Source organism: Enterococcus sp. DIV0240d (genome assembly GCF_051711245.1).
Taxonomy (GTDB): domain Bacteria; phylum Bacillota; class Bacilli; order Lactobacillales; family Enterococcaceae; genus Enterococcus_D; species Enterococcus_D casseliflavus.
Window position 1 is genome coordinate 1,725,547 of sequence record NZ_JBIOMG010000001.1, and the last position, 24,077, is coordinate 1,749,623.

Below are 24,077 nucleotides of genomic sequence, written 5' to 3' on the forward strand. Positions count from 1 at the left end.
AAAAAGATGCTAGAAGCCATCAACATCACAAAGCGTTACGATCGAAGCGTCCTAGATGGTCTCTCTTTTGCTGTTCAGCCGGGGGAAATTGTTGGGGTCGTCGGCAAAAGCGGCTCGGGGAAATCAACGTTGCTTCGGCTTTTGAACTTAATTGAGACACCTGACAGTGGGGAGCTGCTCTTTGACGGGAAACGAATCGATCCCTTAAACAAAAAGCAACTGCTACATGCGCAGCAGGAAATCGGCATGATTTTTCAAAATTACAATCTGTTACACAATCGAACCGTTTTTGAAAATGTCTATTTGCCCTTGAAGTTAATGGGGAAATCATCGGAGAAGGTGTTGAAGATGCTTTCATTTGTTGGGATGGAAGACAAAGTCGACATTTATCCAGCCAAGTTGAGCGGTGGGGAGAAACAACGAGTAGCTATCGCACGGGCGTTGATCCGTGAGCCGAAAATCTTGCTGTGTGACGAACCCACTAGTGCGCTGGATGAAGATACGAAAGCCGATGTACTTGCTTTACTGCAAAAAGTTCAACAGACGTTTCAGCCAGCAGTCATTTTCGTTAGTCATGAGCTAACCGCAGTTAGACAAATTTGTCAACGCGTGTTTGTATTGGAAGATGCCGTCTTTGCGGCGGAATTTGTCAATCATCCGCAGCCAATTGTCCGCAAAGAAAGCTCTTATGTGGACAAAGTGGAGAGGAGTTTGCTGCATGACGATCAGTGAGAGTATTTTGTATTATTTACCTGAATTACTTCAGTCTTTGAAAGAAACAGCGATCATGATGGGGATTTCGATGCTCGCAGCCATTGTCTTAGGACTACCGCTAGGTGTCTGGCTCTTTCTTAGCCGCAGTCGTGGGAAAAAAATCTCATTTCTTTATGAGGGTTTGAATCTCGTTGTGACGATTATCCGCTCATTTCCGTTTCTATTATTTGTCGTAGCCTTGATTCCACTGACGCGAATGCTTTTGGGTAGCTCATTTGGACCAATTCCCGCCAGTTTCCCTTTGAGCATCGTTGCTATGAGTATTTTTGCTCGTTTGACGGAGCAAGTACTGCTGGATGTCCCAGAAGAAGTTTCTTATTTGGCGAAATCCCTTGGCGTCAGTCAATGGCAATACGTTTGGTCGTTTTTACTAGTGGAAGCTAGAAGCGGATTGATTTTATCTTTAACGACGACAGCAGTCAGTATGGTTTCTTATTCGACGGTGATGGGGATCGTCGGCGGTGGTGGTATCGGCGATTTTGCGATCCGCTATGGCTATCAACGCTATGAATATGGCGTCATGTATTTTGCAATTATCATCATGATTCTTTTGGTCTTTATCCTGCAAGGGATTGGCAATCAAGCAGCAAGAAAACTTGATAAACGAAAATAGGAGGAATGAAAGTGAAAAAAGGATTTGTTTTAGGATTGAGTGTATTGGCATTAGGTGTATTGGGGGCTTGCGGTACGGGTTCGGATGAGGCGAGCGAAGAGAAAATCATCAAGGTCGCTTCGCAAACGACGCCAATGACCGATGTCGTAAAAGTTGCAGCGGAAGCAGTGGAAGATGGCTGGGAAATCCAGTTGGTCCAAGTCAATGACAATATCCAGTACAATGAGCTGCTGAATAATGACGAGGTCGATGCCAACTTTGCGCAACATGAACCATATATGCAAATGTATAATGAAGAAAAAGATGCAAACCTAGTGGCATTAGATGAAATCTACAATGCAAAAGTCGGTTTTTATTCCAAAGAGTATACGGATATCAATGATATTCCAGAAGGAACAAAAGTCGCATTGCCGAATGATGTGTCTAACGAAGGTCGAGCGTTAGCGATTTTAGCAGAAGAAGGATTGATCACCCTTAAAGAAGGCGTTGGTGTCAATGGGACCTTAAAAGACATTACCAAAAATCCGAAAAATTTTGAATGGTTATCTGTTGATTTACTGAATCTTGCGGAAGCCTATGATGAGCCGAATGTATCCTTGGTATACAACTACCCAACCTATATTGCGAAAATCGGTTTGAAACCAGCTGATGCACTTTTCTTAGAAAAAACGATCGATGATCGCTTTGCTATCTCATTGGTTGCTCGAGAAGACAATCAAGATTCTGAAAAAATCGCCGTTTTGCGCCGTGCCATGACTAGCGATAAAGTTCGCGAATTTTTAGAAAACGACCATAGCGATACCTTACTGCCAGCATTTTAATTTATTTCCATCAAATGGAAGGAACGCCCTTTGCCTAACTCTTTAAAAGAGAGTAGTCAAAGGGGTTTCTTGTCTTTTTTTGCTTTTTTATCACCCTTATCCATGATATACTGATTTGGTCAGAAAACTAGCGACAGGTTAAAATAGACACTGTTCGCATTGTAAATACAAGAAATGGAGCAATAAAATCAATGGATAATCCAAAATTAAAACAACAAGTAGATAGTCGCCGTACCTTTGCGATTATTTCCCACCCGGATGCGGGGAAAACAACCATCACAGAACAATTATTATTATTCGGTGGCGCGATTCGCCAAGCTGGTACGGTCAAAGGGAAAAAGACTGGGAATTTCGCAAAGTCCGACTGGATGGAAATTGAAAAACAACGGGGGATCTCCGTTACCAGTTCTGTTATGCAGTTTGATTACCAAGGCAAACGGGTCAATATTTTAGATACCCCTGGGCATGAGGACTTTTCTGAAGATACCTACCGTACCTTGATGGCGGTGGATAGTGCGGTCATGGTGATCGATAGCGCAAAAGGGATTGAAGCGCAAACGAAAAAACTCTTCCAGGTCGTTAAAAAACGTGGTATTCCGATCTTTACCTTTATCAATAAACTCGACCGTGATGGCCGCGAACCATTAGAATTATTAGAAGAACTAGAAGATCTTTTAGAGATCGAATCATTTCCAATGAATTGGCCGATCGGCATGGGGAAAGGCTTGGAAGGACTGTATGATATCCATAACCAACGGGTCGAATTTTATCGTCCAGACAATCACGGTGGGGAACGTTTAGTTGCCCTAGATGAAAATGGACAATTTCCTGCAGATCATCCATTTGCCGAAGATGGGCTGTTCCAACAAGTTTTAGAAGAAGTGGAATTGTTGCAAGAAGCTGGCGATGCCTTTGATACAGAAAAAATCGCACGAGGCGATCAAACACCCGTGTTCTTTGGTTCCGCCCTTACGAATTTCGGCGTGCAGACCTTTTTGGAAACCTTCTTGTCCTTTGCACCAACGCCTTACGGTCACAAAACTTTGGCTGGTGATGAAGTCAGCCCTTATGAACCAGAAATGTCTGGGTTTGTGTTCAAGATCCAAGCAAATATGAACCCTGCCCATCGTGACCGGATCGCCTTTGTCCGTATTTGTTCAGGAACCTTTGAACGAGGCATGGACGTGACACTTGAGCGTACTGGCAAAAAAATGAAACTCAGCAATGTGACACAATTTATGGCAGATACCCGAGAAAATATTGAAGAAGCAGTCGCTGGAGATATCATCGGGGTTTATGATACGGGAAATTACCAAATTGGCGATACGATCTATGAAGGAAAACTAAAAGTTGCTTACGAAGAGCTACCATCATTTACTCCGGAACTCTTTATGAAAGTCACTGCAAAAAATGTGATGAAACAAAAATCTTTCCACAAAGGAATCTATCAGTTGGTCCAAGAAGGAGCCATCCAGTTGTACAAGACGTATCTTAGTGATGAGTATATCATTGGTGCTGTCGGGCAGCTGCAATTTGAAGTTTTCCAATACCGCATGATGAATGAGTACAATGCCGAAGTCATTATGACCCCAATGGGCCACAAGATTGCCCGTTGGATCGATCCGAAAGACTTGGATGAGCGTATGAGCTCCAGTCGTAACATTTTAGCGAAAGACCGTTTCGACCAGCCATTGTTCTTGTTTGAGAACCAATTTGCGATGCGCTGGTTCGCAGATAAGTACCCAGACGTCGAATTGAAGAGTTTGATGTAAGAGTCGATTCCCGCGAGACTGTCTAGGTATGCACAACTTTGTACGTAAGGCTGATCTTTTTTAATTGAACGATCGTAGAAAGTCTTTTCTTATCCAAATGGATAAGAAGGGGCTTTTTTTGCTGAAAACGTGCTTTTGATACAGAAGGAAGGTTGCATGATTGGGGGCAATCGTCCAATGATCAGACAATTATCCTAATTTATAACCATTCTTTTAAAAGAAGATAAAATGAGTCGGAAAAAGAGCGTAGTATTAAAGGTGACCACAAGGAAATGCATTTGAAATGAATAGAAAAATATCATAGGCACATTTGATGATTCAGGAAATTTTCACTTGTTTGAAAGTAGAGGAAAAGCAGAGAATAGATTGCCAGTGATAAAGGTCATTTAATCATTTGATTGAGGGAAATGTTTTTTTGTCAGATGCTACTAGTGAAGACTAAACTTTCTTTATCTGAACATGAATCGGTGATAGCCCTTGAAACTTCATTTGAAGCTCTTCTACAGATGGTTTAAGTTTTCAGTTGGTGAACCATGGCTTCGCGACTCAAAAAATGAATTAGTCTTATTGCTAGTCTACTAGTTATCTATCTATCGATTTTGCTAAAGCAAATGATTATTTATTAAATAAAAGTGATTTCTGAAACCAGAAAGGGGACCAGATAGTGCTAAAAAGTTTGTTATTCATATTTTCGGCGATATTTTTCTTTCCAACAATAGAGACTGCAGCTGATGAGGTTTCCGAAACGTTGATTTTTGATTTGAACACGATTGACTTTAAGGACGAACACTATTATTTGTTGAAAACCACACAAGATCTTCAGCTGACCGTCAATAGCAATGGCAGTGAAGGTGCTTTTGACGTAACGATCACGGCTGTCGGAGAAGGATTTTCAGCAGAACTAAACAGCGTGAACGGTTCGGAAGAGATGATCTTTCAGATTGAGGATACTGATGAAGCATCAATGATTCTTAACGTAGCTGCAACATTGAACATAAAGGAATATCTTGATTCTAACTCTGAGTACTACCTATCAGTCACGTTTACAGCAATTGATGATTCAGAGACCTTTACGAAAGATATAAAAATGAATCAGACGGATGAGGAAAAAGAAGAGATTCCAGATGAAAACTTGACAGATGAAGACCAAGACGATGAAAAGCAAGAAGACAATGGCATTGAAGATGAATCTGAACGCCCAGAGGAAGAAGACTCATTAGAGAATGATTCATTCAGCCAAGAAGAATCACTTGAGGATATCAATGATGATACTGTCCATGAGGATCGTTTAGAGGAAGAGTGCCAGTACGAGATAGCGACAATTTTTATAAAAGAAGTGATTTTTGATAAAAGATATGTTTAAAACAAGTGTAGAAAAAACCGCTTAGCTGAATAGGAGCGGTTTTTTGCACATCTTTTTCTAATACTAGGTGAAAAGTGCTTTTGCTGGAACAAGTTTGTGACTAATTGGTGGTACTAAAAAAGGAGCTTTGAAGCGACCTCCAAAAGTTAGTCCTAAAAGCTAACTTTAGGGGTCACAACACTAGCCCTCTCTTTTTCTTTTTGATTTTAAAATGTAAATGACTGCAACTGCCAACGCTGCAACGAGAACAAAAATGATCCAGATAAGGATTTGATTATTTGTCTGAACATCGGCAGTGTTCGTTGGACGGTTCTATTTTTGAAGTTATCCAAGTCTTCTTTCTCATAAGAAAAAGTAGTCGTGATCGCTTTTCTAGTTGTTTCTATTGTTAAACGGTATTCTCCTGCAATAAGTTCACTATCGTCTATTAGAGGAATCTGCATTCTTGATTTGGTTAACGGCGTTAAAAGAACGGAATTTGCTAATTCCCCAGAGGCAATTGTTTCTCCATTGGGGTTTATTAATTCATAGAGTGCATTGTTTAAGTTGCCTAAAATAGGATTATAGTTGAGTGCATAAAATTGTAGGTTTGCCGTGTCCTGAAGAGCAACAAAGGAGAAGTCTTCATAAACGACATCTTTGATCTCTTCTACATCACTAAAAAGTAAGTTGATAAAAATAAGTGACTCATACACAGATTTGATACCGACTGAATCTTCTGCTGTTTCAAGACCCATGATCTGACTAAAATTGATTGCCCCCATCACGGTTCCTTCACGTGCAGGATCATCTGGAAGAGTGATTGTAACGGTCACAAGAACGGATTCATTTGGGAGAATCTCGATTTGATCATCGTCATCTAATGCTTCTGATTCGATCAATGCATAATTTGAAAAGTTATACTTATCATCTAGCAGTAAAGTCAAGTCCTCGCTATAGATGATAGCCGATTCTCGTGAGAGAGCAGTAGAGGTGTAAGGCGTGACAACAATGGATGAGTCACCAGATCCAACATTTTCTAGTAAAATTTCAACAGTATACGCCGTCTCCTTTTCCGGAGAAATACTCAAGGTATTATCTGAAATTTTGTACTCCGTTTCTCTCAGAGTAAGTTTCAGTGAGTTCGTCGTCTCATCGGCATTTGCATTACGGATGTTTGTATTGCTGATCAGTGTTAGTAAGAGAAGCAACACAGAAATCCTTAGAAAAGAATTTCTGTGTTTGAATGTATGATTCATGATTTTTTTCCTTCTGAAAATTATAGTGGTGGAGTTTCACCAGTATCAGGAGTACCGTCTTGTGCTGTTATTGTAATTACAGGTTTATCATCAGTTTCTTGTAACAAAGCAAATGTTCTATTAATGGTAAATGCTATTTCTGTTTCTGTTTCAGGTGTTGAAACAACTTCAATCGCTCTTGCTTCTAAAGAAGAAGGGTTACTTCCGATAATGCTTATGCCACTGTCATTAGGTGCCGTTACGGAAATATTAACTGTTTTAGGAGAACGAGTTAAGTTTTGTAATGTTCCTCCCACATTAGATACAGATCCTTCCACAATTCCAGTATTTCCCTCCAATAATGCTTCTGTAATTTGTATGGGATTTGATAGCTCCATTTTATTAAAAGTGAATGTTGCATCACCATCAATAACTTCAATTTCAATAGGTTCGGTAATTGTTGCTATAGTATTGGCAAATGCGTTGACTCCTCCGGCTAACAACAAAGATGCAATGAATGTAGTACCCAAAATAACTTTTTTCATAATAAAACCTCACTTTAATTTTTGCAGATGATTTACTGCTTAAATAAAGTATTTTATTAATCTGATTTTTTTATAAAATAATTTAATAAAATATTCAAGTGGTCAAATCATGTTGATTATCAAGTCGACCTATCTTTCTGTCTATGAATTATCAATTCGGTAATAATGACTATGAAAGTAAATTTGTTGCAGGGTTATATTTTGGCTTTTATTTTAAGTCAAAGTCTTCTCAGAATTGAAAGAATTGTCGTTCCAACTAGGATGGGACCTAAAAAACGAAAAAAATGTTATTCGTTGTCTCTGAGAATTTGCTCTGAATCAGTCGCTGTCAGAGAAACCAATTCTGAAAATTCATGTTTAATATTTCTTTAGTGAACCCCTGCAATTCAATAGAAATCAACTTTCTATCATTTTTAAGAAACTATTTTGGCAGTAGCTTTACGCGTATGAACAGTTGCGTAGGGTGGGGATTGAAAAGTATGATTCTATTTATGCGTTCCTATTGGATAGGTATATCAAAGTTACTTATGAAAAAATATCAATTAACGTTTTCATTCAATTAGTAATCTGCACCTACAATTCTTCTAGCTTCACGCGACAGAGACATCAAGGTTACTCCTGTGTTAATAAAGAGAGTGTAAAATATTTTGTGTAAATAGAAAAAAGGAAGTCCCTTCTGTAGAATAGAGTTACCACAACACATTCACAGAAGAGAGGACTTCCCTATGAACGATTTTACTACAGAAATTCTAAAGACTCTAGCGAACAAAGGCGATTTGAATGAATTATTCCGTGTCCATTTGGAGAAAGCAGTCAATACGCTTCTCAAAACGGAGTTAACGGCTTTCATAGATTACGAAAAGTATGATCGCATTGGTTTTAACACGGGTAATTCTCGTAACGGCTCCTATGACCGTACGGTCAAGACCGAGTATGGGGAACTTCATCTCCAGATTCCGCGCGACCGCAATGGTGAGTTCAAGCAACAGACTGTTCCTGCTTATAGACGGACGAATGACACGTTAGAGGAGACCGTCATTCACCTCTTCCGAAAAGGTATTACCATGTCGGAAATCGCAGACTTGATTGAGAAAATGTATGGGCATCACTACACGCCCCAAACCATGTCTAATATAACAAAATCATTTACAGAAGAGGTAACGGCGTTTAAAGGGCGGGAGCTTCATGACCGTTATGCTGCTATTTATATGGACGCAACGTATATTCCGTTAAAGCGGAAAACCGTCGCCAAGGAAGCTATTCATATCGCAGTTGGCATTCGCCCGGACGGATCAAAGGAAGTATTGAGCTATGCGATTGCACCGACTGAATCCATCACGATTTGGGAGGAAATTTTATTGGACCTTCAAGAGCGCGGTTTGAAAAATGTCCTCCTGTTCATCACGGATGGCTTAAAGGGGATGGTAGGAGCGATTAGTCGGTTCTATCCCAAAGCTCGTTTTCAACATTGTTGTGTACACGTTTCCCGTAATATCAGTCACAAAGTGCGTGTCGATGATCGTAAGGAAGTCTGTGATGATTTTAAAATGGTGTATCAAGCCTCATCTAAAGAGGTGGCGTTGGAAGCACGTGGTGCTTTTGCGGAAAAATGGAAAACCAGCTATCCAAAAGTGGTTGAATCGATTCTTTCGAACGATCACTTGCTCACTTTCTATGATTTCCCCTTGGCCATACGCAAGAGTATTTATTCTACGAACTTGATTGAATCCTTTAATAAGCAAATCAAGAAATACAGCCACCGCAAGGAACAGTTCCAAAACGAAGAGTCGATGGAACGTTTCTTAGTCTCGTCTTTTGATACTTACAACCAAAAATTCCTAGGTCGCAGTCATAAAGGCTTTCAACAGGCCGAAGGCGAACTTGAACAAATGCTAAGCCAACTGATTGAGAATTAGAAACAATCTGCAGTAGGGAAGAATCATTTACACAAAATTATTGACGCTCCCTTAATAAACGTTCATGTTTGTTTCATTATAAAGATATCTCAAAAAACTAACTGTGTGGGATGGCTATCTCATGAACCCTAGATTTTAATAGGAAGCATATTTTTTTAGGAATATACAATCAGACTCTTTGAAGAAAGCTTTGAAAGAGTTTTTTTGTCTTTCTTAATTTTATGAAGTTGCTACTCGTTTCTAATCGACAGGTCTTTTAGTCAGTAGAAAGAAAAAGAGTGACAATGATTATTTTATTTGTAGTTTTTTTGAAAAAAAGACGATAAAAATCAGCTGGTTCTTACTATATCCTTAATAGCAGAGGATCAAAGTTCTTTTAAGGAGTGAATCAAAATGCTGCAAACCAGAATAAATTTCAGTGGACAAAAGAATGCTACCATGTTGACTGTGCGCTTTTTCAGCAACAAGACGAACACGATTTTAGAGAGAAATTTAATTGTGGATCAAGAGGATGATCGTCAATCGGTTCTTGACTACTTAGCAGAATCACTAGGGGAAATCAACATCTTGCAATACTCTTCGAAAAACGTTTTGTGTATCGCTGAACGTTCAAGGCTAGAAAAAGCAGGAGGCACGCATCGATTGGAACATTTTTGGGGAGATGTCATCAGTTATATCGTTGAGTGCGTGGATAAATCTGGTATTCATTATGATTTGCATGTCATTGGCAATGTTGATTCGGATGATGAAGAAATTATGCGGGCAATTAATGAGATGAGTAATGAATTGTCGATCATCAACATTTATGAATACAAAGATTGCTGGCTAAAAAGAGAAGATATTTTATTACAAGATCTTTGAAATGAACTTGATTCCTCAAAGAAGTTTGTCCAGCTAGAAAATGATTTTACTCTCCAAGTCACTTACCAATCAATGAAAGAATACGAATTTTTTCTAAGTCTATGGAAACAGCTAATTCACAGGATCTTTTTAATGGTTTCCAACACTTTTTTGTTATAAAAGGTAAGAATCGTTTCACAAGTTTTTCTCACCCGTTCTGTTTTAAAGAAGCGGGGATTTTTCTGAAGTTTTTATTAAAATTGTCCGTTTAATGAAAAAAGAGGCTCAAATTTAAGTTTATTTTACTATAATTGGAAACTAGGATACTTTTTAAATAAGGCGGGTAAAAAATTTTGGAGTATATAGAAAAGTTGTATAGGTTTTATTTAACCAAAAAACAGGTAGATAAATTAACTATTATTAGAAATATCATTTTGGAGAAGCAGCTGTCTCTTGATAAAATATGTGAAACGATAAACAAATCTTTGTATCAGGTGAAAATATTGATCAATGAAATCGCCGAAGATATGAGAGAGTTTACGACCTTTGACGAGTCTATTTTTTTGCTGAAAAAGAGAACCGTTTATTTGTCACGAGAATTAAACGAAGAACAAAGCCTGCATATTTTTGTGAATCTAAAGAAGAAGTATTTCTTAGAATCTCCTTATTATCGTCTATTATCCTATTTGTTAAGAAAAAGAAAGACCCGTATGGTGGACATCTCAGAAGAATTGATTTTTAGTATTTCTTATTGTTATAAATTGATCAGCTATCTGAAAAAAATGCTGGTTATCCAAAATGTCCCGATTACTATCAATAACAACACAGATTCCATTGATCTGACAGGGGCAGAGCCTTGTGTGCGGATGTACCATTATTTAGTTGAGATCATGGCTTGCAATGTTTACATCAATCAGCGCACCCGTGCAAGCGTTGAATTAGCTGCGAAAGAATATGAGCCGTTGAAAACTACAAAAGTGAAGCACGACATTATGTTTTCAATCATTGAGAATGCGGTGTTGAGGGGTTATATCGTCAATGAATTAGACGAAGCTTCCATCGCTATTTATGAGCAAATCAAGCAACTCAATGGGGAAAAGCAAGTGATCAAGCTGCTGCCGATCAGAAGTCAGCAAGATATCGAGAAAGAACAGATTTTTTATCATTTCTGGGTTTTTCTCTTCATACCTGAAACGATCTCGGATCAAGAGAAACTTCTTTTGGGGAAACAGCTGCGAAACCTCTCGGGGAATCCATTGGTCGAATTTTCTGCCGATGTTGTGGCTGTCTTGTCGCAAAAGTATGATCTTTCCAAAGCGATCGAAGCGTTTCTTATCTATGAATTAGTGATGAATACATGGGGCTGTCTTCATCTCTTTTTGGATAGTTTTGTGTCTACTGAAGATTTGTCCTCTACGAACAAACGCGTATTAGAGGTGGAGGAACTGATTGCGACCGTCTTGCAGCGCCATTCGTTTGTAATAGAAAAAGAAGCCCTTTTCTTAAGGAAAATCGCTCAGATTACAGCATCTTATTTACCTATCCAAAAAGAGGAACCGATTCGCATTGGTATTTCTCTTTTGAACCACCCTGAATATATTCCGGTCATTAAGAACAAACTATTGAAAATTTACAATGAAAATGTGATTCACTTTAGTTCGAACTTAGGAGACTCAGACATACTGGTTTCTGATGGCGTGCTGATCCATAATGAGTCACAGAAATTTACATTTTTTGGCAATGTTCATAGTACCAAGGATTGGCACAATCTACATGTGATGATCCAGTCGATGATTTCTAATAAATATACTTGAAAAGAGAGCGTAAGGCTCTCTTTTTTTGCTTGACTATCAGGTATCGTTGGTCGAAGTACTAGACGAAAGAAGGAGGAGAGAAGACAAAAAAAGATATCTATAAAAGAGGGCTGCGACAGTCACCTTTTATAGATATTTTTTAATCACATGATTAGGAAAAGCTAACGTGAGGAAGACAACGTTTTTTTGATGGAGATTTCTACCACTTCGGGCATTTGGATCACAGAGATCGTAGCAGGATCATAGGAGCCATCAGGTAATTTTTTCAAGAAGTAATTTTTGATTTCTTCTACTTCCGTCGGGCGAATATTCCGTTTTTTATTGATCAGCAAAATTTCATTGTGGTTCGGCGCTGAGGTAAAGATCACGGTCGTGTCTCCGGCTGTGTAAACATTTACAAGTTCTGCGTCGGTATTTTCAAGTTGATTCAATACTAGTCGAGAATGGCTGTTTGTAACGTTGATTAATTTCACCAGACTCACCTCACATTCTATGTATTTATTAATAACATTATAGGTCGTTTTTTTTCAAAAGAAAAGCCAGACAACTCGGAATTACCCAATTTTTTGGCAAAACATGGTTGTCTGGCAAAACGAACGGTTTGGTCACCGTTTTGACACGTTATTACTCATCTGTTTCCGATGGTTTTTCCTCTTCAGCAGAAGGTGTTTCTTCAGGAAGTGCAGAGGATTCGGCTGAAGTTACAACGATTTTATCGGAATCCTCCAATTGTGCTTTTAATTGACGAACTTGAGGATGCTCAAGATAATATTCAGCAATCCCGTCTTCGATTTGATCTTGGATGGTCCTGCGCAATGGGCGAGCACCCATCGTTGCACTGTAACCTAGATCGACCAGTTTTTCTTGCACGTCTTGTGGAACATCGATATGCAATTTTTGATGACTAAGTGTTTGATTGACATCATGCAGCATAAGGGACACGATCGATAACAAGTTTTCCTTGCTTAGTGCCTTGAATTCGATGATCCCGTCAAAGCGATTGAGAAATTCTGGCGTAAAGTAATTGTTCAATTGATTTAACACGGAACGAGTGATGCCTTCACGCGCTGCGCCAAAGCCGACGTTGGCTTCAACTTTGCCAGTTCCCGCATTACTAGTCATGATGATCAGCGTATCTTTAAAGCTGACCGTACGTCCTTGGGCATCCGTCAAACGACCATCATCGAGAATTTGCAAGAACATATGCAATACATCAGGATGGGCTTTTTCCACTTCGTCTAATAAAATCAGGCTATATGGATTCCGACGAACTTTTTCAGTCAATTGACCCGCTTCTTCATAGCCAACGTAACCAGGAGGAGAGCCAATCAGTTTGGATACACTGTGTTTTTCCATGTATTCTGACATATCGAAACGAATCATCGATTCTTCAGAACCAAACATCTCATAGGCTAATTGTTTTGCTAATTCGGTTTTCCCGACACCGGTTGGGCCGACGAATAGGAAAGAGCCAATTGGACGGTTTTGTTTGCCTAAACCGACCCGATTTCTGCGGATCGCTTTGGCTACTTTATCGATCGCTTCATCTTGTCCGATAACTTTAGCTTTCAAGTCATCCGCAAGATTTTTCAATTGGGTTTGTTCTTTTTCTTTCAATTCACCAACTGGAATATTCGTCCGTTCTTCAACGATTTGTTCCATGTCTTTTTCGGTAATGACTGGCGTTTCTTCTTCGCTGATTTGGCGTTCCTTCATTTTTTGCAGTTTATTGATTTGATCGCGATAGTAAGCAGCTTTTTCGAAATCTTCTTCTCGAGAGGCAGCTTGTTTTTGTTCTTCTGCTTCTTGTAATTTCTTTTCGATCGTTTTTGGATCAACGATTTGGATCGTTAAGTTTTTCTTAGAACCTGTTTCATCTAGTAGATCGATTGCTTTATCAGGCAAGAATCGGTCTTGGATGTATCGGTTAGAAAGGGTAGCGGCAGCTGCGATCGCTTCATCAGTATATTTCACATGATGATAATCTTCATAACGTGGTTGCAAACCTTTTAAGATGCGGATCGTTTCTTCCACAGAAGGTTCATCTACACGTACTGGTTGTAAACGGCGTTCTAAAGCAGCATCTTTTTCGATGATGCGGTATTCATTTAACGTCGTTGCTCCGACCATTTGTAGTTCTCCACGAGCAAGAGCTGGTTTTAAGATGTTTCCAGCATCCATATTTCCGTCGCCAGCTGCACCAGCGCCAACGATTTCATGGACTTCATCAATAAACAAAATCACGTTTTCTGCTTGCTTGATTTCTTCAATCAATTTTTGGATACGTTCTTCAAATTGTCCACGAATACCTGTGCCTTGAACAAGAGACGCAACGTCCAAACGAATGACTTCTTTGTCCATTAGTTTTTGTGGCACATCGCCATCGACGATTTTTTGGGCTAACCCTTCAACGACGGCAGTTTTCCCAACCCCAGGTTCACCAATAAGCACAGGGTTGTTTTTTGTTCGACGATTAAGGATCTCAATCACTCGTTTGATCTCTGAATCACGACCAACGACTGGATCGACTTCGCCATCACGAGCCATTTGGGTAATATTGATACCGTATTCTCCTAACAAACCTGCAGGTGCTTGGTTATTGCGTGGAGGCTGACCGCCGACAAAACCGTTACCGCCGGTTTGCGTCGGAGGGGTTTGTTCATAAGGGGTATTTCCTTGCTGCATCTGGCGAGACATTTGACGAAATAGATCATCAATATTGCCGAATCCAAAAGGATCTTGCGCCATTGCAGCTGCAGCATTCCCAGATTGAGCTTTTAATTTTTGGTAACAACTTTGACAATAATCGAGTTGTTTTCTTTGACCATTGACACTGGCATATAAATGAATAGACGCTTCATTTTTGCCGCAATTTTGACAAAGCATAGATTCACGACCTTTCATATTTGTTCCAACACCCTTATTTTACGGCGCTTTTTTACACTTGTAAAAGAAAAGGGGCTGTGTGCATAGAAACGGTCATCTTCGAGGTAATGTGTTATTGACCTTTACTGACCATAATTCTATTATACTAACTTTTTGTCAGACTGCAAGAATTTTACTCGTAAAAATTTTTGCCGCTCTTTCATTAGCAGAAGCGTCTTTTAAATAAAAAGTAATTCCATTATAATAGAAAGAAAGAGGTGAGAATTGAGGATGGAGAACAGAGATTTTGCTTCAGAAATAACGCGTTTGCGCAATGGAGAGATCCAAGAATTGATTGTCCAACAGCCAGAATTCCTGGCGTTTAGAGATGTCTGGCTCCAGTTGGAAGATCGGTCTTCTTTTGTCGGAGAAGCGGGCTTAAATGGGAAGATCATCTACCGTTATGTGCAAGAAAATAAATAGGACATTTATTTCAATCGTTTATTTAAGAGAAAACGGTTGTCTATCGAGGAAAAAAATGGTAATCTTAACAGTTGAAAGGGCGATTTTTTTCGGGTGTCATTGCATGCATGGAAATTTTGCCTTCACACAAAAAAACGTATCATAAAGGAGATTGATCAATATGGAAAAGAAAGATTTTCACGTAGTTGCTGAGACAGGGATTCACGCACGTCCAGCTACATTATTGGTTCAAACAGCAAGCAAATTCAACTCTGATATCAACTTAGAGTACAAAGGTAAATCAGTAAACCTTAAATCAATCATGGGCGTAATGTCATTAGGCGTTGGCCAAGGTTCTGATGTAACTATCACTGCTGAAGGTGCTGACGAAGCAGATGCAATCGCTGCAATCGTAGAAACAATGAAAAAAGAAGGTTTGTCTGAATAATGGTTGAGATGCTAAAAGGAATTGCTGCTAGTGATGGTGTAGCCGTTGCGAAAGCCTACCTGTTAGTACAACCTGATTTATCTTTTTCAAAAGTATCAGTTGAAGATACTGCAGCAGAGGAAGCACGCTTAGATGATGCGTTAGCGAAGTCAACAGCGGAATTACAACAAATCCGTGACAAAGCAGCGCAAACTTTAGGTGAAGCAGAAGCACAAGTATTTGATGCTCATTTAATGGTTCTTTCAGATCCTGAGATGATTGGTCAAATCAAACAAAACGTAACAGATAACAAAGTCAATGCAGAAGCTGCGTTGAAAGAAGTTACTGACATGTATATTGGTATGTTTGAAGCAATGGATGACAATGCTTACATGCAAGAACGGGCAGCTGACATTAAAGATGTCGCAAAACGTATCTTGGCGCATTTGCTGAATGTGACTTTGCCTAATCCTTCAATGATCAACGAAGAAGTAGTCGTTGTTGCGCATGACTTGACACCAAGTGATACTGCACAATTAGACCGCAACTTTGTAAAAGCTTTTGTAACAGATATCGGTGGACGTACTTCTCATTCCGCTATCATGGCACGTTCTCTTGAAATCCCAGCAATCGTTGGAACAATGGAGATCACTGCAAAAGTGAAAGCGGGCGACATCTTAGCTGTTAACGGTATTATCGGTGACGTTATCGTCAACCCGACAGATGACCAAGCAGCTGAATTTGTTGAAGCTGGGAAAGCCTACGCAGAACAAAAAGCAGAATGGGAAAAATTGAAAGATGCTGAAACAGTTACCGCTGATGGCAAGCACTTTGAATTAGCTGCGAACATTGGAACGCCAAAAGATTTAGAAGGTGTCCACAACAATGGTGCAGAAGCAGTCGGTTTATACCGTACTGAATTCTTGTACATGGATTCTCCTGATTTCCCAACAGAAGAAGACCAATACAAAGCATACAAAGCAGTTTTAGAAGGAATGGCTGGCAAACCAGTGGTTGTCCGTACAATGGATATCGGTGGCGATAAAGAACTTCCTTACCTAAAATTGCCTCATGAAATGAATCCTTTCTTAGGCTATCGTGCATTGCGTATCAGCTTATCTGAACTTGGGGATGACATGTTCCGTACTCAACTTCGTGCGTTGTTACGTGCTTCTGCTCACGGCAACTTACGTATCATGTTCCCAATGGTGGCAACATTGAAAGAGTTCCGTACTGCGAAGAAAATGTATGAAGAAGAGCGTCAAAAATTGATTGACGAAGGCGTTGAGGTTTCTAACGAGATCCAAGTCGGAATCATGATCGAAATTCCAGCAGCTGCTGTCTTAGCAGACAAGTTTGCGAAGGAAGTTGACTTCTTCAGTATTGGTACCAATGACTTGATCCAATACACAATGGCTGCAGACCGCATGAACGAGCGCGTGTCTTACTTGTACCAACCATACAACCCATCAATTTTACGTTTGATCAAAAACGTGATCGACTCAGCGCATGCTGAAGGCAAATGGGCTGGTATGTGTGGAGAAATGGCGGGCGATCAAACTGCTGTGCCGCTTCTTGTAGGTATGGGCTTAGATGAGTTCTCAATGAGTGCAACATCTGTTCTGAAAACACGTAGCTTAATGAAACGCTTGTCAACGACTGACATGCAAGAATTAGCAAAACGTGCTTTAGAAGATTGCGATACAATGGAAGAAGTTGTTGAGCTAATCGAACAGTATGTAAACTAATCATTTCTAGGCAACAAGCAATTTTGCTTGTTGCCTTTTTTTTGTTATAAGAAGCCTTCTTGTTCGATTTGACTTGCAATAGCCTGCTCGTTTTTCAGAAAACGAACAATTTTGTCATATCTTTGTATAAAGCTATGATTCCGTAAGTTTTTCACGTATCATGATTAAATGGGGAACAAAATCTAGGACCATGGTAGGAGTATGTCTCCGATTGCCTATGGTATACTAATATCAGATATAAGCATTTCCAAGGAGGAATCATCTTTGAAAGTACTTCTTTATTTTGAAGGAGAAAAATTATTAGCTAAATCAGGTATCGGTCGAGCGTTGGCCCATCAGCAACGAGCACTGACATCTGTCGGGATTCCTTTTACTCTTGATAAAAATGATGAGGACTATGATATCCTTCATATCAACACGTATGGGATCAATAGTATGCACATGGTCAACAAAGCCAAAAGACAAGGGAAAAAAGTGATTTACCATGCCCATTCTACAGAAGAGGATTTTCGGAATTCATTTATCGGCTCAAACCAGCTTTCGCCATTATATAAAAAATATTTGATCAATCTCTATTCTAGAGCCGATCAGTTGATCACACCGACTCCTTATTCGAAAGAACTTTTGGAAGGGTATGGTATCCAAGTACCGATCGAGGCAATCTCAAACGGCATCGATCTTGACAAATATCAGCCGGATCAAGAGAAAGAAAAAGCCTTTCGTGAGTATTTCAATCTCTTATCAGATCAAAAAGTCATTATATCCGTCGGTTTATTTTTTGAACGAAAAGGCATTCTTGATTTTGTAGAGATAGCTAGACAATTGCCTGAGTATACGTTTATCTGGTTTGGTCATACACCAATGATGACGATTCCTAAACAGATCCGCGACCTCGTCAATGAAGACCATCCAGAAAATGTGTTGTTTCCAGGTTATATCAAAGGGGATATCATCGAAGGCGCATATTCCGCTGCCGATTTATTCTTCTTTCCTTCTTATGAAGAAACAGAAGGGATCGTAGTCCTTGAGGCGTTAGCCAGCCGCCAAAATGTGCTTGTTCGGGATATTCCTGTTTATAAAGGGTGGCTAAGTAATGGGCGCAATGCATACATGGAAAAAACCAATGAAGGATTTATTGAGAAAATCAAAGGAATCGTGGAAGGCACGTTACCACCATTGAGTGAAGCGGGTTATGAAACAGCAAAGCAAAAGAGTATTGATGAAATTGGGTTTAAATTACAAGAGGTTTATACAAAAGTGATGAATACGGAATGAAGAAACTAATGTAAAGTTTGGAGGTACCGTTTTGAAAATCGGATTTTTTACTGACACCTACTTCCCCCAGGTAAGTGGTGTGGCGACATCGATCAAGACATTGAAAGAAGAGCTTGAGAAAAAAGGCCATAAAGTGTATATCTTTACAACGACCGATCCAAATGCTGATCTGGACGAAGAAGATATCATTCGCATGCCAAGTGTCCCGTTTGTGTCCTTCAAAGATCGGCGAATCGTGGTTCGCGGCATGTTATATGCCTATTTGATCGCCAAAGAATTAGAATTGGAATTGATCCATACCCATACAGAGTTTGGTTCTGGGATGTTGGGGAAAATGGTGGGGCGTAAATTGCAGATTCCTGTGATCCATACCTACCATACAATGTATGAAGATTACTTGCACTACATCGCAAACGGAAAGGTCTTGCGGCCATCTCACGTGAAATATCTTTCACGGCTATTTGCCAACCACTCGACAGGTGTTGTTTGTCCAAGTGAACGGGTCATCGATACGCTGAGAGGGTATGGTGTGGTTTCACCAATGCGGATCATCCCCACAGGGATCGAAGTTGAGAAGTTTCGCCGACCGGATATTACAACTGACATGAAAAAAGAATTGCGGGAGAAATTGGACATCACTGAGAATCAACCCATGCTGCTTTCCCTCAGTCGTATTTCTTATGAAAAGAATATCCAAGCAATCATCGACGGCATGCCAGAAATTTTAACGAAGATTCCTGATGCGCAATTAGTGATCGTTGGGAAAGGTCCGCATAAAGAAAAATTAGAAGAAAAAGTGGTGGATATGGCTTTATCTGACCATGTTCAATTTGTCGGTGAAGTGGCAAATGATAAAGTGGCGATCTATTACCATGCTGCGGATTACTTCGTCAGTGCCTCCACATCAGAAACACAAGGACTGACTTACACGGAAGCAATGGCTGCTGGAACACCGTTAGTCGTTGAAGGAAATGACTACTTAAATACCTTGATCGACGATCCGTCTTTAGGCGTCACCTATGAGAGTGATCGGGATTTCGCAAAAGCATTTATTGATTATTATGAACGAAAGATTCCTGCTGATCCCGAAGTTCTTGCTAGAAAAATGTACGAGATCTCGGCATTGCGCTTCGGTGAGTCGATGCTATCTTTCTACCATGACATGGTCGCTTATTATGAAACAGAACGCATCGAAAAAGAAACCGAGCAGACGCTAGAAAAATTCAAAGTAAAATTAAAGGCCTTTCGCCGAACGATCGATTAAACAGAAAATTTTCGCAAGTTCATGTTTTTAGCGTATACTAAAGACATGAACTTTTTTATTTTGGAGGGATCTGCATGAAATTAGGATTTATCGGTACTGGTGTCATGGGTCAAGCGATGGTTGGTCATCTCTTAGCTGCAGGACATACAGTGAATGTTTACAATCGGACGAAAGAAAAAACTGATGAACTCGTTGCGAATGGAGCAATTTGGTGTGACACCCCAACAGAAGTTGCATCAGAAAGTGAAATTATCTTTACAATGGTTGGTTATCCATCCGACGTTGAAGAAGTTTACTATGGGCCTCAAGGGATTTTTCAAACGGCTGTGACGGGCAAAACATTGGTGGATTTTACCACCAGTACACCTGATTTGGCAGAACGAATCTACCAGACAGCGAAGGAAAAAGGAGCAGCGAGTATCGATGCGCCAGTTTCTGGTGGTGATCTTGGTGCGAGAAACGCCACACTAACGATTATGGTTGGTGGCGATGAAGAAGCTTACCAACAAGTAAAACCACTTTTTGAAGTATTAGGAAAGACGTTTCAACTTCAAGGAGGGGCAGGGAAGGGTCAGCATACGAAAATGGCCAATCAGATCATGATTGCCGGAACCATGACGGGGATGACAGAAATGCTGGTCTATGCGAATCAAGCCGGTCTTGATTTACCACGAGTGATTGACACGCTTTCTGGCGGTGGGGCAGCCAATTGGTCCATGACGAATTACAGTCATCGTATCCTAAAAGAGGATTATTCTCCAGGCTTTTTTGTCAAACATTTCATCAAAGATTTGGGGATCGCTTTGGATGAGGCCAAGAAGATGGGATTGGATTTGCCAAGCACCGCTTTAGCTAAAAAATTGTATGATCAGTTAGCTGAAAAAGGCTTCGAAAATGACGGAACGCAGGCGCTGATTAAACTTTGGTGGCAAGATGGAAAAAAATCTTAAAATGACAAAAAAAATACGAAAAATCAATGCAAGATAGAGGATGTTTTGATACAATATAACGGACAGAAAAAGGAGGCTTACGAATGAAAAGTTCGCAATTAGTCGCTATCATCAAACGTTTAGAAGCGATGGTCGAAGCGCAAGACAATGAAGTTCAAGTACGTCGTTTTGAAAAAGAAGGCGTCGAAAAATGTACCGTTACTTATGACAATTCGACAGAAACGTTTGAATTAACGGAAGCAGAATCAAGTCAATCTTATCAATTTGATAATGTTGATATTGTAGCCATGGAAATCTATGATTTGATCCAATAAGAATGAGTGGGACGTTCGTCGTCGCTTTCTCATTTCTAAACAGCAAGCCTACTTGGGCTTGCTGTTTTTTATTTATCTGCTGCTTTTTCTTGGCGATACAAGTGATTAAGGATGATCCCTAATGGATCGAGATCTTCCGGGGCTAAAGGAAGCGCAGCGCTTGCTGGCGGGAGTGGCTGGAATGTTTCCTCGGGAGAAAGAACTTTTGTTTGGATCAACTTGCCAAAGCTAACTTGATAGTATTTGATTTGAGTCGTCTGTGATCCTGGCTCCTCTAAGTCAAGGAGAATAGAAAAAATCACTTCTGGTTCTTGAATAAACTGATTGACCCTCACGATTTCTTGGTAAAAGCTTTGTGCTAAATGGATCTGGCGCTGCAGTACACTAGCTTGTTCAAACAATAGGTGATCAATCAGATATGCTAAGCGTTTTTTAAGGAGTGAAAAACAGTCGGTCTTCTTTCCTGCAAAAAAACAGCCGATTTCTCGCCACTTCTGTTCCAAGGGATACGCATCCATTTGAGGGAGTTGCTTACGCAAGGTCAATAGCGTCAGTTCGTTGACAGTCGGCAATTGAAAGGTTTCTGACAATACTTGAAACAATGCTGGCAATTTTTTTGTTTGCCGAAAGGGACCATAACTGCCAATTTGTGGTGTTTGAGTGATCGTGAAGGTATGATTCGTCAAGTCAACAAAGCAATAGTTGGCTGAATGGTTCATTTGTCGGTTGTAGATAGGATGAAAAGCTTGGATCAAACGACATTCAAGTAATAGTGCATCCAATTCTGTATCTGTTTCGATCGTTTCAAAATCAACGACATTATAAACAAGTCGAAGCACCTTATTGGCATGCTGCTGATTTTTTCGGAAGTAAGAAACGACACGCTGTTTCAATGATTTGGCTTTTCCTACATACAAGACTTCGTTGTGCTGATCTTTCATTAAATAAACACCAGGCTTTTCAGGCAGTGCATTTGCTTTGTTTTTTTGAAACTCTTTGTTCGGATTCATCGATCGTTCCTCTCCTTCCTTCAAAGAGTAGCAGATGAAGCGTAAGAGAGCAACGTTTGTTGGCTATCGACAAGAAAAAATTAGAAATAGAGTGGAGGCAACAAAATGATAAACTTTGACATTCAAAGGAAATTTCTCTATAACGGAAACGGATTATTTTGTCAACTCGCAGCTTTTAAAATCTTAGAAAATCAATTCTTAAATAAAAATGCGCTTAAAAATAAAAAAAGTTCGAAAAAATTCTTGCATTTCTCAATAACTTCCGATATAGTTTGACTATCAAATGATTTGATTATCAAAGTATTCGGATGGTGAAGGTTATGGAACCCAATTTAGAAACAGTTAATGACTACTTAGTCAGCGTCTTTAATGACATCTTAGTGATTGAAGAATCTGAATTGAAAAAATCTCAATTCAAAGATCTTTCAATTACCGAAATGCATACCATCGAAGCCATCGGGATGTACAAAAAAAAGACCACGACTGAAGTTGCCAAAGAGCTTTCGATCACTGTTGGGACTTTGACCATCGCGATCAATCGTTTGGTGAAAAAAGAATATGTAGAACGGATTCGCAGTGAAGATGATCGGCGAGTCGTCAAACTAGGTTTGACGAAAAAAGGAAAACTCCTTTATCGTGTTCATCAGCATTTTCATCGTGAGATGGTGAAAGGTGTCTTGAGTCAGATGTCTCCTGAAGAGGAACAGGCACTGTTGAAAGCACTGAAAAATCTGCATGACTTTTTACAAGATTATAAGTGAGAATAATGGATGAATATGTTTGGAAAAATTACCGCGACTGCAAGTTATGTTCCAGAAAAAATCGTAACAAATGATGATCTATCAAATTTGATGGATACTTCAGATGAATGGATCCATTCTCGCACGGGAATCAAACGAAGAAGAGTCGCTGTTGGCGAAAACACTTCAGACCTTTGTATTCGCGTCGCTCAAACGCTCTTGCAAGATGCTCAGCTTTCAGCAGAAAGTCTAGATTTTATCTTGGTAGCGACGATCACACCGGATTTCAATACACCGGCGGTTGCTTGCCAAGTCCAAGGGGCGATTGGGGCAGTCAATGCCTTTGCTTTTGATATCAGTGCAGCATGTGCTGGTTTCGTGTATGCATTGTCTATGGCTGAAAAACTGATTCGAACGGGCGCTAAAAAAGGATTGGTCATCGGTGGAGAAGTACTTTCAAAAGTCTTGGATTGGAACGACCGTTCGACGGCTGTTTTATTCGGAGATGGTGCCGGCGGTCTATTGCTGGAAGCATCTTCAGAGCAGCATTTGCTCAAAGAGTCTTTAAAAGCAGATGGGACGCGAGGCATGTCCTTAACATCTGGTTTTCGCACGAATGAGAATCCTTTTTCACAAAACGCTCCGGCGTATAGTGCTTGTATGCAAATGATTGGACGAGAAATCTTTGATTTTGCGACGCGTGATGTGGTCGCCTCGATCAATGATCTGACACAAAATGAAGCAATCGATTATTTTTTGCTTCACCAAGCAAATTCACGTATTTTAGACAAAGTTGCTCGCAAGCTGAAGCAGCCCCGTGAGAAATTTTTGCAAAATATGCAAGATTATGGCAATACTTCGGCAGCCTCGATTCCGTTATTGCTAGATGAAGAAATCAAACGAGGTACACTGTCACTTGGCAGTGGTCAAAAAGTGGTGTTCTCAGGTTTTGGCGGCGGATTGACATGGGGAACTATGTTAGCCACCTTATAACTTGTTCACGAAACAAAATTACTATTGAAAAACACATTGGAGGAATATACACATGGTATTCGAAAAAATTCAAGAAATCGTAGCAGAAGAATTAGGAAAAGAAAAAGAAGAAATCAAATTGAACACAAACATCCAAGAAGATTTAGAAGCAGACAGCTTGGATCTTTTCCAAATCATTAACGAGATCGAAGATGAATTCGATGTGAAGATCGAAACAGAAGATGGTATCACAACCGTTGAAGATCTAGTTAAATATGTAGAAAAACAACAAGCATAAAACAAAGGCTAGGCAGACAGCCTAGCCTTTCCTTTTTAAGAACGTGTTTTTGCTGATTCATAGACGAACTGCAAGAA

At 39.9% G+C, this 24,077-nt stretch carries 23 protein-coding genes; 18 read left to right on the plus strand and 5 right to left on the minus strand.

Annotated elements, in window-relative coordinates; genetic code table 11:
- Positions 1-6 precede the first annotated feature (6 nt).
- The 5 genes from IGJ25_RS08060 (at position 7) to IGJ25_RS08080 (ending at position 5,343) form a co-directional block, all read left to right on the plus strand.
- Positions 7-732, plus strand: coding sequence for an ATP-binding cassette domain-containing protein (locus IGJ25_RS08060; protein ID WP_081117354.1), 726 nt, complete (start codon positions 7-9; stop codon positions 730-732).
- A complete protein-coding gene (locus tag IGJ25_RS08065; RefSeq protein WP_010748069.1) occupies positions 719-1,387 on the plus strand; it encodes a methionine ABC transporter permease in 669 nt (222 codons plus the stop codon). Before IGJ25_RS08060 ends, IGJ25_RS08065 begins: the two co-directional genes overlap by 14 nt.
- 5 nt (positions 1,388-1,392) lie before the next feature.
- Positions 1,393-2,208 carry a MetQ/NlpA family ABC transporter substrate-binding protein gene (locus tag IGJ25_RS08070; protein WP_225001355.1) on the plus strand — a complete coding sequence of 272 codons (816 nt, stop codon included), beginning with the start codon at positions 1,393-1,395 and terminating at the stop codon, positions 2,206-2,208.
- 191 nt (positions 2,209-2,399) lie between these two features.
- Positions 2,400-3,980, plus strand: coding sequence for a peptide chain release factor 3 (locus IGJ25_RS08075; RefSeq protein WP_438779236.1), 1,581 nt, complete (start codon positions 2,400-2,402; stop codon positions 3,978-3,980).
- Between the two features lie 664 nt (positions 3,981-4,644).
- Positions 4,645-5,343 carry a hypothetical protein gene (locus IGJ25_RS08080; RefSeq protein WP_081117357.1) on the plus strand — a complete coding sequence of 233 codons (699 nt, stop codon included), beginning with the start codon at positions 4,645-4,647 and terminating at the stop codon, positions 5,341-5,343.
- Positions 5,344-5,549: 206 nt separating this feature from the next.
- Here IGJ25_RS08080 and IGJ25_RS08085 read toward each other — a convergent pair whose 3' ends face one another.
- Together IGJ25_RS08085 and IGJ25_RS08090 are read right to left on the minus strand one after the other, a co-directional pair.
- On the minus strand, positions 5,550-6,581 hold the full coding sequence (locus IGJ25_RS08085) for a hypothetical protein (protein ID WP_225001356.1): 1,032 nt from the start codon (positions 6,579-6,581) through the stop codon (positions 5,550-5,552).
- A 20-nt stretch (positions 6,582-6,601) separates the two neighbouring features.
- Complete coding sequence (locus tag IGJ25_RS08090; protein ID WP_081117359.1) at positions 6,602-7,105, minus strand: hypothetical protein; 504 nt, start codon at positions 7,103-7,105, stop codon at positions 6,602-6,604.
- 725 nt (positions 7,106-7,830) lie between these two features.
- Here IGJ25_RS08090 and IGJ25_RS08095 point away from each other — a divergent pair.
- The 3 genes from IGJ25_RS08095 (at position 7,831) to IGJ25_RS08105 (ending at position 11,675) form a co-directional block, all read left to right on the plus strand.
- Positions 7,831-9,021 carry an IS256-like element ISLgar5 family transposase gene (locus IGJ25_RS08095; RefSeq protein WP_271292405.1) on the plus strand — a complete coding sequence of 397 codons (1,191 nt, stop codon included), beginning with the start codon at positions 7,831-7,833 and terminating at the stop codon, positions 9,019-9,021.
- A gap of 393 nt (positions 9,022-9,414) precedes the next feature.
- On the plus strand, positions 9,415-9,882 hold the full coding sequence (locus IGJ25_RS08100) for a hypothetical protein (protein WP_081116863.1): 468 nt from the start codon (positions 9,415-9,417) through the stop codon (positions 9,880-9,882).
- 473 nt (positions 9,883-10,355) lie between these two features.
- Entirely contained in the window at positions 10,356-11,675 is a 1,320-nt protein-coding gene (locus IGJ25_RS08105) for a helix-turn-helix domain-containing protein (RefSeq protein ID WP_225001253.1), read from the plus strand.
- A gap of 161 nt (positions 11,676-11,836) precedes the next feature.
- Here the strand turns inward: IGJ25_RS08105 and IGJ25_RS08110 are convergent, their stop codons facing one another.
- Both IGJ25_RS08110 and IGJ25_RS08115 read right to left on the minus strand, forming a co-directional pair.
- A complete protein-coding gene (locus IGJ25_RS08110) occupies positions 11,837-12,148 on the minus strand; it encodes a DUF1827 family protein (protein ID WP_225001250.1) in 312 nt (103 codons plus the stop codon).
- A gap of 151 nt (positions 12,149-12,299) precedes the next feature.
- The gene (locus tag IGJ25_RS08115; RefSeq protein WP_225001252.1) at positions 12,300-14,561 is read right to left on the minus strand and encodes an ATP-dependent Clp protease ATP-binding subunit; all 2,262 of its coding nucleotides are present in this window, start codon (positions 14,559-14,561) and stop codon (positions 12,300-12,302) included.
- A gap of 270 nt (positions 14,562-14,831) precedes the next feature.
- Here IGJ25_RS08115 and IGJ25_RS08120 point away from each other — a divergent pair, with 270 nt between their 5' ends.
- The 7 genes from IGJ25_RS08120 (at position 14,832) to IGJ25_RS08150 (ending at position 20,980) form a co-directional block, all read left to right on the plus strand.
- Positions 14,832-15,023, plus strand: coding sequence for a hypothetical protein (locus IGJ25_RS08120; protein WP_005225880.1), 192 nt, complete (start codon positions 14,832-14,834; stop codon positions 15,021-15,023).
- A 160-nt stretch (positions 15,024-15,183) separates the two neighbouring features.
- Positions 15,184-15,450, plus strand: coding sequence for a phosphocarrier protein HPr (locus IGJ25_RS08125; RefSeq protein WP_003126335.1), 267 nt, complete (start codon positions 15,184-15,186; stop codon positions 15,448-15,450).
- Positions 15,450-17,177 (plus strand): phosphoenolpyruvate--protein phosphotransferase, encoded by a 1,728-nt coding sequence (gene ptsP / locus IGJ25_RS08130; protein ID WP_005225882.1) that lies wholly within the window; start codon positions 15,450-15,452, stop codon positions 17,175-17,177. The genes IGJ25_RS08125 and ptsP overlap by 1 nt, the downstream gene beginning before the upstream one ends.
- A 264-nt stretch (positions 17,178-17,441) precedes the next feature.
- Positions 17,442-18,452, plus strand: coding sequence for a glycosyltransferase (locus tag IGJ25_RS08135; RefSeq protein ID WP_081116860.1), 1,011 nt, complete (start codon positions 17,442-17,444; stop codon positions 18,450-18,452).
- A 31-nt stretch (positions 18,453-18,483) separates the two neighbouring features.
- Positions 18,484-19,716, plus strand: a complete 1,233-nt coding sequence (locus tag IGJ25_RS08140) for a glycosyltransferase family 4 protein (RefSeq protein WP_081116859.1) — start codon at positions 18,484-18,486, stop codon at positions 19,714-19,716.
- Positions 19,717-19,790: 74 nt separating this feature from the next.
- Positions 19,791-20,666, plus strand: coding sequence for an NAD(P)-dependent oxidoreductase (locus IGJ25_RS08145; RefSeq protein ID WP_225001249.1), 876 nt, complete (start codon positions 19,791-19,793; stop codon positions 20,664-20,666).
- Between the two features lie 83 nt (positions 20,667-20,749).
- Entirely contained in the window at positions 20,750-20,980 is a 231-nt protein-coding gene (locus IGJ25_RS08150) for a YkuJ family protein (RefSeq protein ID WP_005225886.1), read from the plus strand.
- A 68-nt stretch (positions 20,981-21,048) separates the two neighbouring features.
- On the opposite strand, the gene IGJ25_RS08155 is transcribed toward IGJ25_RS08150, so the two are convergent.
- Positions 21,049-21,990 carry a GIY-YIG nuclease family protein gene (locus IGJ25_RS08155; RefSeq protein ID WP_225001248.1) on the minus strand — a complete coding sequence of 314 codons (942 nt, stop codon included), beginning with the start codon at positions 21,988-21,990 and terminating at the stop codon, positions 21,049-21,051.
- A 320-nt stretch (positions 21,991-22,310) separates the two neighbouring features.
- On the opposite strand from IGJ25_RS08155, the gene fabT reads away from it, so the two are divergent.
- Genes fabT through IGJ25_RS08170 form a run of 3 tightly spaced genes read left to right on the plus strand, consistent with a single transcriptional unit; the run spans position 22,311 to position 24,000 of the window.
- Positions 22,311-22,751 carry a fatty acid biosynthesis transcriptional regulator FabT gene (gene fabT / locus IGJ25_RS08160; protein ID WP_008378199.1) on the plus strand — a complete coding sequence of 147 codons (441 nt, stop codon included), beginning with the start codon at positions 22,311-22,313 and terminating at the stop codon, positions 22,749-22,751.
- Between the two features lie 9 nt (positions 22,752-22,760).
- Positions 22,761-23,723 (plus strand): beta-ketoacyl-ACP synthase III, encoded by a 963-nt coding sequence (locus IGJ25_RS08165; RefSeq protein ID WP_016610187.1) that lies wholly within the window; start codon positions 22,761-22,763, stop codon positions 23,721-23,723.
- A gap of 52 nt (positions 23,724-23,775) precedes the next feature.
- Positions 23,776-24,000 carry an acyl carrier protein gene (locus tag IGJ25_RS08170; RefSeq protein ID WP_005225890.1) on the plus strand — a complete coding sequence of 75 codons (225 nt, stop codon included), beginning with the start codon at positions 23,776-23,778 and terminating at the stop codon, positions 23,998-24,000.
- Positions 24,001-24,077: the final 77 nt, after the last annotated feature.